Below are 9,787 nucleotides of genomic sequence, written 5' to 3' on the forward strand. Positions count from 1 at the left end.
GGCGAAACTTCCCCAAGATTACTCTCAGGAGGTCAATGGTGACAGACACAACACAGCAACCGGAGGTGAACATCGGACTCGTCGGCCACGTCGACCACGGGAAGACGACGCTGGTCCAGGCCCTGTCGGGGTCGTGGACGGACCAGCATTCCGAGGAGATGAAGCGGGGAATCTCCATCCGACTGGGCTACGCGGACGCGACGTTCCGCCAGTGCCCGGGCGTCGACGCGCCCGACTGTTACACCGTAGAGGAAGAGTGCCCCGACGGGTCGGAGAGCGACGTCTTGCGGACGGTGTCGTTCGTCGACGCGCCCGGCCACGAGACACTGATGGCGACGATGCTCTCGGGGGCGGCGCTGATGGACGGTGCCGTCCTGGTCGTCTCGGCGACGGAGGACGTCCCGCAGGCGCAGACCGAGGAGCATCTGATGGCGCTGGACATCATCGGCATCGAGAACATCGTCGTCGCCCAGAACAAGATCGATCTGGTCGACCGCGACCGGGCGGTGGAGAACTACCAGCAGATCCAGGAGTTCGTCGAGGGCACCGTCGCGGAGGACGCCCCCATCGTTCCCATCAGCGCCCAGCAGGAGATCAACATGGATCTCCTCATCGACGCCATCGAGCGGGAGATTCCCACGCCGGAGCGCGACGCCTCGGAGGACCCGCGGATGTTCGTCGCTCGCAGCTTCGACATCAACCGCCCGGGCACGACCTGGGAGGGGCTCACCGGCGGCGTCGTCGGGGGGAGTCTCGTCGAGGGGGAACTGGCCGTCGACGACGAGATCGAACTGCGCCCGGGCCGCGAGGTCGACGAGGGCGGGCAGTCCGAGTGGCGGCCCATCGAGACGACGGTTCGCTCGCTGCAGGCCGGTGGGACGCAGCTAGAGAGAGCCGGTCCGGGCGGACTGCTCGGCGTCGGGACGGGGCTCGACCCGTCGCTGACGAAGGGTGACGCGCTCGCCGGCCAGGTCGCCGGTACCCCCGGGACGCTCCCGCCGACGCGGGAGTCGTTCGTCATGAGCGTCGACCTCCTCGACCGCGTCGTCGGCGCGGAGGAGGGGAGCGTCGACGACATCTCCACCGGCGAACCGCTCATGCTCACTGTCGGGACGGCCACCACCGTCGGCGCGGTGACCAGCGCCCGCGAGGGCGAGTGCGAGGTGAACCTCAAGCGTCCCGTGTGCGCCGAGTCGGGAGCGAAGATCGCTATCAACCGACGCGTCGGCGCACGCTGGCGTCTCATCGGAATCGGGACCTTACAGTAAGTGACGACGGTCGTGATGGACACCAACGCGCTCATGATGCCGGTCGAATGTGACGTCCGCGTCTTCGACGAACTCGCACGCCTGCTCGGCGCGTCCGTCGAGGAGGGGACGCTCGACCTGTTGGTGCCACGCGCCGTCGTCGCCGAACTGGAGACGCTCTCCGACGGAGCGAGCGAGGAGGCCGTCGCCGCGAGCGTCGGTCGTGACCTCGCAGCGCGGTGTCGCGTCGTCGACACCGAGGCGTCGTACGCGGACGACGCCGTCGTCGAACTCGCCGAGGAGAGCGACTGTGACTACGTCGTCACCAACGACAGACCCCTCCGTGGCCGACTACTCGACCGGGGCGTCCCGGTCGTCGGCCGTCGGGGCCGCAACACACTTGCGATTACGGAACCGTAACAGGACTCAAACTACGCATGTACAAACGGGTACGACTCAAGGACACGGTGGAGGTGCCGCCCCGTCATCTGGCGGACGTCACCCCCGGACGGGTGAAGCGACTGCTCCAGGACAAGCTCGAAGGGCGAATGGACGAGGACGTCGGCAGCGTCGTCAGCGTCGTCGAAGTCCACGACATCGGGGAGGGCTCGGTGCTCCCCGGTCGTCCGGGCGTCTACTACGAGGCGGAGTTCGACGCCATCACCTTCGACCCGCAGATGCAGGAGGTCGTCGACGGCAACGTCGTCGAAGTCGTCGAGTTCGGCGCCTTCGTCGGCATCGGCCCCGTCGACGGCCTGCTGCACGTCTCGCAGATATCGAACGAGTACCTCGCGTACGACGGCGAGAACCAGCAGTTGGCCTCGACCGAGTCGAACCAGACGCTCGGCGTCGGCGACTCCGTCCGGGTCCGCATCGTGACGAAGAGTGTCGACGAGCGCAATCCGCGCGACTCCAAAATCGGTCTCACGGCGAAACAGCCCGGCCTCGGCAAACACGGCTGGCTCGAGGCGAAGCGACAACGGGAGTCGGAAGCGGAGGCCGGTGACTGATGGCCAAGAAGCGACTCGCCTGCCGGGAGTGTCACCACATCAACGGGCCGGACAACCAGACGTGTGACCTCTGTGGCTCCTCCTCGCTGACCGAAGACTGGGCGGGATACGTCTACATCACCCACCCCGAGGAGTCCGAAATCGCCGAGGAGATGAACGTCTCCGAGCCGGGCGGGTACGCACTGAAAGTCCGCTGAGCGAGAGGAACGACTGGATGCCGACGTCGATGCTCGGACTCCCGGACGCGATTCGGAGCGAGTTCAAAGAGCCGTTCGGCCCCGTCTACACCGACCCGGCTGACCTCCTCGACGACGCCGGCGACGGGCCACTCGTCGCCGTCGGCGACGTGGTCACCGCCCACCTCCTCCGTGCCGGTCGGATCCCCGACGTGTCGGTCGTCGACGGGCGGACGAAGCGGGAGGCGGTGTCGGACGAGACAGCGGCGGCACTCGAAGACCTCCCCACGGGGACGAGCGTCACGAACCCCGCCGCCGAACTCTCCGAGGCGATGCTCCGGGCGCTCGTGGAAGCGCTCGACGCGTCCGACCCACAGGTGCTCGACGTCGACGGCGAGGAGGACCTCGCGACGCTCCCGGCCGTCGTCGCCGCCCCGGACGGGGCGAGCGTCGTCTACGGTCAGCCCGACGTAGGGATGGTACTGATCCGGGTGACGCCGGAGACGCGAGAGACGATGCGTGAGCTCCTGGGTCGGTTCGAGGGCGACACCGACGCCGCGCTCGCCATCCTGACCGACGCGGAGCGCCGAGCAGACGAGCGCGGCTGAGCCGAATCCCGTCAGGCCGTCGTGGACACCCTCGATGGACTCGTCACGTCCTTCGAAATCCTTTTGCCTGCCTCGGGGCGAAATAGAGGCAACTGACCATGGAGATCGAAATCATCGACGAGGAGGAGAACCCGATGTTACACCGGACGGACGTCCGTTTCGAGGTCGTCCACGAGGAAGCGACCCCCTCTCGTCTCTCTGTCCGCGACAGTCTCGCCGCGAAACTGAACAAGGACTCCGACGAAGTCGTCGTGCACACGCTCGACACGAAGTTCGGGATGCGAAAGACGGTCGGCTACGCGAAGGTGTACGAGAGCCCCGCGTTCGCCCGTGACGTCGAGCAGGAGTACATGCTCGAACGGAACAAGATCACGAGCGGCGACGAACCCGAGGTCGAGGCCGAAGAGGCCTGACTTCGGCCGCAGGTGCGCGTTCTCGGTATCGAAGGGACGGCGTGGGCAGCCAGCGCGGCCGTCTTCGACACCGACGCCGACGAGGTGTTCATCGAATCGGACCCCTACGAACCGGAGAGCGGCGGCATTCACCCGCGTGAGGCCGCCGAGCACATGGGCGACGCCATTCCGCGCGTGGTCGAGACGGCGCTCGAACACGCCCGCGACGGGGGTGGCGTCGACGCGGTGGCGTTCTCGCGCGGCCCCGGCCTCGGCCCCTGCCTCCGCATCGTCGGGACCGCCGCGCGCGCGCTCGCTGGCTCGCTCGACGTGCCACTCGTCGGCGTGAACCACATGGTGGCCCACCTCGAAATCGGCCGTCACCAGTCGGGCTTCGACTCGCCGGTGTGTCTGAACGCCTCCGGCGCGAACGCCCACCTCCTCGGGTACCACAACGGCCGCTACCGGGTGCTGGGCGAGACGATGGACACGGGAGTGGGGAACGCCATCGACAAGTTCACCAGACACGTCGGCTGGTCGCATCCCGGTGGCCCGAAGGTCGAATCGGCCGCCGCGGACGGCGAGTACCTCGACCTCCCTTACGTGGTGAAGGGGATGGACTTCTCCTTCTCGGGCATCATGAGCGCCGCGAAGGACGCGTACGACGACGGCGAGCGCGTGGAGGACGTCTGCTGTGGCCTCCAGGAGACGATATTCGCGATGCTCACCGAAGTCGCAGAACGGGCGCTGTCACTGACCGGGACGGACGAACTCGTGCTGGGCGGCGGGGTCGGGCAGAACGCACGCCTCCGGGCGATGCTCCGCGAGATGTGTGAGGCACGTGGGGCGTCCTTCTACGCGCCCGAACCGCGCTTCCTGCGGGACAACGCCGGGATGATTGCCGTCCTCGGCGCGAAGATGGTCGCCGCCGGTGACACCCTCTCGGTCCCCGACTCCGCGGTCGATCCGAACTTCCGCCCCGACCAGGTGCCGGTGACGTGGCGCGGAGCCGAGGAGTCCGTGGCGCGAGCACCGTCGACGACGGACACCGTTCGCGGCGCGGAGGCGACGGTGACAACCGAGGGAGACGTGGTGGTGAAGCGTCGGCTCCGGAAGGAGTACCGACACCCCGAACTCGACGAACGGCTCCGGCGGGAGCGAACCGTCGCCGAGGCGCGGTTGCTGAGCGAGGCTCGGCGCGCCGGCGTGCCGACGCCGCTCGTCCGTGGCGTCGACCTCCGGGAGGCGACGCTCACGCTGCAGTGCGTCGGCGACGCGGACCTCGCCGGCGCGCTCTCGACCGAGGCGGCACGGCGGGTCGGGACGCACCTCGCGACGCTCCACGACGCCGGCATCGCCCACGGCGACCCGACGACGCGGAACGTGCGGGTCACGGCCGGGTCGTCGACGGTGTTCTTCGTCGACTTCGGGCTGGGCTTCCACACAGGCCACGTGGAGGACCACGCGATGGACCTCCACGTCTTCGGGCAGAGCGTCGAAGGGACCGCCGATACGCCCGAGCCGCTGTTCGATGCGTGTCTGGCTGGCTACCTCGACGCCGGGGGGACGGCGGCCGAGACGGTCGTCGAGCGACTCCGGACCGTCGAGGGGCGGGGTCGGTACCAGTAGGTCGAGGGAGAGTGGCGAACGGGCGACACGCGACACGGTGGCTCGTGGCTGCGAGGCGCTGTGCCGCCACGTCGCAGCACGCCCCGCAGTGGGTGTCAACGCACGTGACCCCGTGGACGCGGCATCTGATGTGAACCTTCGGTCCGCGGGGACGGCCAGACGGTCGTCTCGGCCCACGCCGTTATGTCCGGTGGGGTCGAGACGAAGACGTATGACCGCAGCGCGACGCTCGCTCCTCCGGCCGTATCTCGTTACCGTGGTCGGGTCGTTGCTCGTGTTCACCGTCGCGTACGACGTCGGAATGACCGTCTTCGAGGGGCGGCCCCGGACGCTGTTGAAGTCGTTCGAGGTGGTGATGCAGACGTTCACGACGACGGGGTACGGGCAGGACGCCCCCTGGCGGAGTCCGGTGATGACGTTCCTCGTCGTCGGGATGCAGGTCGCGTCGCTGCTGTTGATCTTCGCGGCCTTCCCCATCGTCATCGTGCCGCTCGTCGAGGACGCGCTGTCGACGTCGCCGCCGACGAGTCTCGACCGGTCCGGTCACGTCCTCATCTGCGGGTCCAGCCCGCGAACCCGGACGCTCCTCTCGGACCTGGCCGCGCAGGACGTCGACGGCGTCGTCGTCGAACCCGACCGGGAGCGTGCGATGGACCTCCGCGACCAGGGCCACGACGTCGTCCACGCCGACCCCGAATCGGTCGACGCCCTCCGCGACGCCTCGGTCGAACGCGCCGTCGCGGTCGTGGCCGACAGCGACGACGAAATCGACCTGAGCGTCATCCTCGCCGTGAAGGAAATCACGTCGGACGTGCCCGTCTACAGTGTGGTCGAAGACCCGACGCTGGCGCCGTACCACGAACGGGCGGGGGCGACTGAGGCGTTCTCCCCGCGTGTACTCCTCGGGCGGGGGCTGGCGAACAAGGTCCGCGACGCGGTGACGACCGACACCGGCGACAGCGTCGGTCTGGGCGGTGGGCTCGAGGTGGCTGAGTTCCCCGTCCAGCCGGGGAGCATGCTGCAGGGGAAACGGGTGCGGGAGGTCGACGTCGAGGGACGGACGGGCGTGACGCTCATCGGCGCGTGGTCGAACGGCGAGTTCCTGACGCCGCCGTTTCCCGACCTCGTCCTCGACGAGCACACCGTGTTGCTGGTGGTCGGGACCGAGACCGAACTGTCGGGACTGAAGCGCTGGACGCTCTCGGAGGTTCGCCGGTACGCCCGCGGCGAAGTGGTCATCGTCGGGTTCGGCGTCGTCGGGTCGACCGTCGACGAGACGCTCGCCAGCGAGGACGTCCCCCGGACGGTCGTCGACCGGGAAGACCACCCTGGCGTCGACGTCACGGGGGACGCGACGGACCCGGGCGTCCTCCGGGAGGCCGGAGTGGGCGACGCGCGGACGGTCATCCTCGCGCTGGACGACGACACCACCACACTGCTGGCGACGTTCGTCGTCCGCGAGGTGAACCCCGACGCGGAGGTCGTCGCGCGGGCGGACGACGTCGCCAACGTCAAGAAACTGTACCGCGCCGGCGCGGACTACGTGCTCTCGTTGGCCTCCGTGACGGGCCGACTGCTCGCGTCGACGGTGCTCGACGAGGACGTCATGTCCGTCGACACGCAGGTCGAAGTCGTCCGCCTCTCGGCGGAACCCGTCGCGGGCGAGACCATCGGCGACCTCTCGCTCCCGGAGGGGGTGACGGTCGTCGCCGTCGAACACCGCGACGGCCGGGTGTCGGCGGACGTGGGCGAGTGGACCACGCTGGAGGCGACGGACCGACTGGTCGTCGCGGGCGTCGACCGGGACGTCGGCCGACTCGACCTCTCGTGACGCGGGCGGGGAGACGAGGCTAAACCATTTACCCGGGCCCGCCGTACGGGGGTGTATGGCTGATAAACCACAGTCCGGTACCATCTTCGGCGTCCCCTACAACTTCGAGCGGCCGAGCGTCGGCCGCCTCCTCTCGTCGTACTGGCAGCCCGGCAAGGGGATGCTCGTCGAGAAGCCGTTCGGCATCGGCTACACCATCAACCTGGCCTCGTGGCGCTCGTGGGTCGTGCTCGCCGTGGTCGCGGTGCTCCTCTGGAACGAGCGACAGGGTGCCGACGGCGACGCCGAGGACGTCGAGGACGACCCCGTCGAGGTCATCATCGACGACTGAACCGCCGGGAGTCCGAGTCCGACGGGTCGAATCGAACCTGCTTTTGCCCGCTGGGTGTCAGCACAGATGTGCTCAGATACGTCACCACGAACCCCGGGAAGGTCCGCGAGGCGACGGACTACCTCGGCTCCGACGTCACCCAGCTCGACTTCGACTACACGGAGATTCAGAGTCCCGAACTCGGCCCCATCGCCGCACGCGGGGCGCGAGAGGCGTACCGCCACGCGAACGAACCGGTCCTGGTCGACGACGCCGGCCTGTTCGTCGACGCCCTCGGCGGCTTTCCGGGTCCGTACTCCTCGTACGTCGAGGAGACCGTCGGCATCGAGCGCGTCCACGAACTCGCTGCGGCCGAGACCGACCACCGTGCCGCGTTCCGGTGCGTGCTCGCGTACTGCGACGGAGAGGGCTTCGACGCGAGTCCCGACCCCATCGACCGGGACGACCGGACCGTCGCGGCGGCGACGGGTCCCGACGGCGACGCGGCGTCGGCCGGCCTGCCCGTGAAACTGTTCGAGGGCATCATCCGCGGGCGAATCGTCGAGCCACGGGGAGAGGGTGGATTCGGGTACGACCCGATTTTCGAACACAACGGGAAGACGATGGCCGAGATGAGCACCGAGGAGAAGAACGGCATCTCACACCGGGGGCGGGCGCTCGCCAAGTTCGCGGAGTGGTATCCGGAACGACGCACCGCGGAGTGACGGGGGCCTCGGCGGGTGCCGTGCGCCCGACGGCGGGTCGCCGACCGGGAGTGAAACGGTTCGGCGGGTGCTGAACTCCGAAGAGGCGTGTCGAACGGGCGCGACGCCGGCGCCGAAGCCCACGTCGTCACCCGCACCTTTTCACGCACCGCCCGTCTCTGGACGGTATGTCAACCGCCCTGGTCACTGGCGCCTCGAGCGGCATCGGCCGCGAGTTCGCCGACCTCCTCGCCGCGGACGGAACCGACCTCGTGCTCCTCGCCCGCAGCGAGGAGCGCCTCCGCGAGCTCGGGGAGCGACTCCAGCGCGAGTACGGCGTCACCGTGACAGTCGTCGTGAAGGACCTCGCAGACCCCGACGCGCCACGGGAGACGGCCGCGGCGCTCGACGCGCGCGACATCGTGGTCGACGTCCTCGTCAACAACGCCGGCTTCGGGACCCACGGGCCCTTCGTCGAGAGCGACCCCGACGCCGAACTCGACGAGATACAGGTGAACGTCACCGCAGTGACGGAGCTCACCCGGCGGTTCCTCCCGGGGATGGTCGAGCGGGGCGACGGCGCCGTGGTGAACGTCGCGTCGACGGCCGCGTTCCAGCCCGGACCCCTGATGGCAGTCTACTACGCAACGAAGGCGTACGTCCTGCACTTCTCAGAGGCGTTGACCGAGGAACTCGCCGGAACGGGCGTCACCGTCACCGCGCTCTGTCCGGGGCCGACCGAGACGAACTTCGACACGCGGGCAGGCATCGGCGACACGACGCTGTTCGAACGCGGCGTGATGGACGCCCGGACGGTCGCCCGGGCGGGCTACCGCGGAATGAAACGCGGGGACGCGGTCGTCGTCCCCGGCCTGCGGAACCGCCTCACCACGCTCCTCGTACGGCTGGTGCCGCGGTCGACCGCGAGGAGGGTGGCGATGCGACTGCAGGACACGCGCTGAGCGCGCTACTCGCGCGGGTCGCGGTCGGGGCCGGGGTACGCGCCTCCGACGGCCTCCCGGTAGAGGCTCTCGGCGTCGAACAGCGTCGCGAACGCCCGTGGGGGGCGGACGCTGAGCGGGACGTGTCCCTGGAGGGAGGCGCCGGCGCGGGCGCTCCCGAGTCGCTCGTCGAACGAGAGCAGGTGCATCGCGCCTCCCCGGTAGGCCGACGCCAGCCCCGGATGGTCCGTGTCGGGGTGGTCGACCGGTTCACGCCACGAGGCACAGCGGTCCCGCCAGTCGGCCGCGAGCGTCTCGTCCGCGAGACGCGTGACCACGTCGGTCGCGTCGTCCAGGAGTGCGTCGCTGGCGACGAGCGTCATCCACGAGTGCCGGCGGACGTGGTCGAGGGCCGCGCGGGAGGGACCGCCGACGAGGAGGTCGGCTGCGAGCACGTCGGCGTCCGCGACGACGCGGGCGGGACTCGGCTCAGTCGGCATCCTCAGCCTCGCTCTCCCCTTCGTCCTCGTGCCCGTCGCTTCGGACAGTCTCGAGCGTCGTTCGGACGTCCGCCTCGGACACGTCGTAGGCCGCTGCGCGGTCGAACAGTGCGTCCCAGGTCCAGGTCACGAGGTGTGGTAGACGCGGTACGACAAGAGCGTTACCGGTTCGGCGGTGGGTCGTCCGTGCACTCACAGGGTGGAGGGGCCGCCGCAAATCGGTCGACGTGGCGGTGCCGTCAGCGGGTTTCGCCGACAGAAGTCACACGTCCGTCTGACGCGGATTTAAGTGAACACCCGCGGTGGAAACTGGTGGGCGCGCACTACGGCCTCAGTTCCCATCCTCCCACCCGCGCGCCCGGTACACCCCGTCACTGTACGGTGTGTGGCACCGGTCTCCGGTGCCGAAGACGCTCCACTCTCCCGGTCGCCTGCCGGC

13 protein-coding genes are annotated in these 9,787 nt (G+C 69.2%); 11 read left to right on the forward strand and 2 right to left on the reverse strand.

Annotated elements, in window-relative coordinates:
- Positions 1 to 35: 35 nt before the first annotated feature.
- From ACESK5_RS15590 to ACESK5_RS15640, 11 genes are all read left to right on the forward strand, one after another.
- The gene (locus tag ACESK5_RS15590; RefSeq protein ID WP_372912502.1) at positions 36 to 1,268 is read left to right on the forward strand and encodes a translation initiation factor IF-2 subunit gamma; all 1,233 of its coding nucleotides are present in this window, start codon (positions 36 to 38) and stop codon (positions 1,266 to 1,268) included.
- Between the two features lie 15 nt (positions 1,269 to 1,283).
- Positions 1,284 to 1,667 (forward strand): DUF188 domain-containing protein, encoded by a 384-nt coding sequence (locus ACESK5_RS15595; protein WP_372912503.1) that lies wholly within the window; start codon positions 1,284 to 1,286, stop codon positions 1,665 to 1,667.
- 17 nt (positions 1,668 to 1,684) lie between these two features.
- Positions 1,685 to 2,257, forward strand: a complete 573-nt coding sequence (locus tag ACESK5_RS15600; RefSeq protein ID WP_372912504.1) for a DNA-directed RNA polymerase — start codon at positions 1,685 to 1,687, stop codon at positions 2,255 to 2,257.
- Positions 2,257 to 2,454: a transcription elongation factor subunit Spt4 gene (spt4, locus tag ACESK5_RS15605; RefSeq protein WP_372912505.1), complete on the forward strand. Its 198-nt coding sequence runs from the start codon at positions 2,257 to 2,259 to the stop codon at positions 2,452 to 2,454. Before ACESK5_RS15600 ends, spt4 begins: the two co-directional genes overlap by 1 nt.
- A 29-nt stretch (positions 2,455 to 2,483) precedes the next feature.
- Complete coding sequence (locus tag ACESK5_RS15610; RefSeq protein ID WP_372912506.1) at positions 2,484 to 3,041, forward strand: GTP-dependent dephospho-CoA kinase family protein; 558 nt, start codon at positions 2,484 to 2,486, stop codon at positions 3,039 to 3,041.
- Positions 3,042 to 3,139: 98 nt separating this feature from the next.
- The gene (locus ACESK5_RS15615) at positions 3,140 to 3,454 is read left to right on the forward strand and encodes a 30S ribosomal protein S24e (RefSeq protein WP_372912507.1); all 315 of its coding nucleotides are present in this window, start codon (positions 3,140 to 3,142) and stop codon (positions 3,452 to 3,454) included.
- A gap of 12 nt (positions 3,455 to 3,466) precedes the next feature.
- A complete protein-coding gene (locus tag ACESK5_RS15620) occupies positions 3,467 to 5,062 on the forward strand; it encodes a bifunctional N(6)-L-threonylcarbamoyladenine synthase/serine/threonine protein kinase (protein WP_372912508.1) in 1,596 nt (531 codons plus the stop codon).
- A gap of 211 nt (positions 5,063 to 5,273) precedes the next feature.
- A complete protein-coding gene (locus ACESK5_RS15625; protein WP_372912509.1) occupies positions 5,274 to 6,893 on the forward strand; it encodes a TrkA family potassium uptake protein in 1,620 nt (539 codons plus the stop codon).
- Positions 6,894 to 6,948: 55 nt separating this feature from the next.
- Positions 6,949 to 7,224, forward strand: a complete 276-nt coding sequence (locus ACESK5_RS15630) for a DUF5808 domain-containing protein (protein WP_372912510.1) — start codon at positions 6,949 to 6,951, stop codon at positions 7,222 to 7,224.
- A 68-nt stretch (positions 7,225 to 7,292) separates the two neighbouring features.
- Positions 7,293 to 7,928 (forward strand): non-canonical purine NTP pyrophosphatase, encoded by a 636-nt coding sequence (locus tag ACESK5_RS15635; protein ID WP_372912511.1) that lies wholly within the window; start codon positions 7,293 to 7,295, stop codon positions 7,926 to 7,928.
- A gap of 167 nt (positions 7,929 to 8,095) precedes the next feature.
- Positions 8,096 to 8,869 carry an SDR family NAD(P)-dependent oxidoreductase gene (locus ACESK5_RS15640; protein WP_372912512.1) on the forward strand — a complete coding sequence of 258 codons (774 nt, stop codon included), beginning with the start codon at positions 8,096 to 8,098 and terminating at the stop codon, positions 8,867 to 8,869.
- 5 nt (positions 8,870 to 8,874) lie between these two features.
- Here ACESK5_RS15640 and ACESK5_RS15645 read toward each other — a convergent pair whose 3' ends face one another.
- Together ACESK5_RS15645 and ACESK5_RS15650 are read right to left on the reverse strand one after the other, a co-directional pair.
- Positions 8,875 to 9,348 carry a hypothetical protein gene (locus ACESK5_RS15645; protein ID WP_372912513.1) on the reverse strand — a complete coding sequence of 158 codons (474 nt, stop codon included), beginning with the start codon at positions 9,346 to 9,348 and terminating at the stop codon, positions 8,875 to 8,877.
- Complete coding sequence (locus tag ACESK5_RS15650) at positions 9,338 to 9,478, reverse strand: hypothetical protein (RefSeq protein WP_372912514.1); 141 nt, start codon at positions 9,476 to 9,478, stop codon at positions 9,338 to 9,340. The genes ACESK5_RS15645 and ACESK5_RS15650 overlap by 11 nt, the downstream gene beginning before the upstream one ends.
- Positions 9,479 to 9,787 lie beyond the last annotated feature (309 nt).

Origin of the sequence: Salinigranum sp. (assembly GCF_041641895.1) — an archaeon.
Taxonomy (GTDB): Archaea; Halobacteriota; Halobacteria; order Halobacteriales; family Haloferacaceae; genus Salinigranum.

Coding starts and splice junctions, on each gene's coding strand:
- ACESK5_RS15590 (WP_372912502.1), top strand. CDS start 36: ATGGTGACAGACACAACACAGCAACCGGAGGTGAACATCGGACTCGTC.
- ACESK5_RS15625 (WP_372912509.1), top strand. CDS start 5,274: ATGACCGCAGCGCGACGCTCGCTCCTCCGGCCGTATCTCGTTACCGTG.
- ACESK5_RS15640 (WP_372912512.1), top strand. CDS start 8,096: ATGTCAACCGCCCTGGTCACTGGCGCCTCGAGCGGCATCGGCCGCGAG.
- ACESK5_RS15600 (WP_372912504.1), top strand. CDS start 1,685: ATGTACAAACGGGTACGACTCAAGGACACGGTGGAGGTGCCGCCCCGT.
- ACESK5_RS15615 (WP_372912507.1), top strand. CDS start 3,140: ATGGAGATCGAAATCATCGACGAGGAGGAGAACCCGATGTTACACCGG.
- ACESK5_RS15645 (WP_372912513.1), bottom strand. CDS start 9,348: ATGCCGACTGAGCCGAGTCCCGCCCGCGTCGTCGCGGACGCCGACGTG.
- ACESK5_RS15630 (WP_372912510.1), top strand. CDS start 6,949: ATGGCTGATAAACCACAGTCCGGTACCATCTTCGGCGTCCCCTACAAC.
- spt4 (WP_372912505.1), top strand. CDS start 2,257: ATGGCCAAGAAGCGACTCGCCTGCCGGGAGTGTCACCACATCAACGGG.
- ACESK5_RS15610 (WP_372912506.1), top strand. CDS start 2,484: ATGCTCGGACTCCCGGACGCGATTCGGAGCGAGTTCAAAGAGCCGTTC.
- ACESK5_RS15595 (WP_372912503.1), top strand. CDS start 1,284: ATGGACACCAACGCGCTCATGATGCCGGTCGAATGTGACGTCCGCGTC.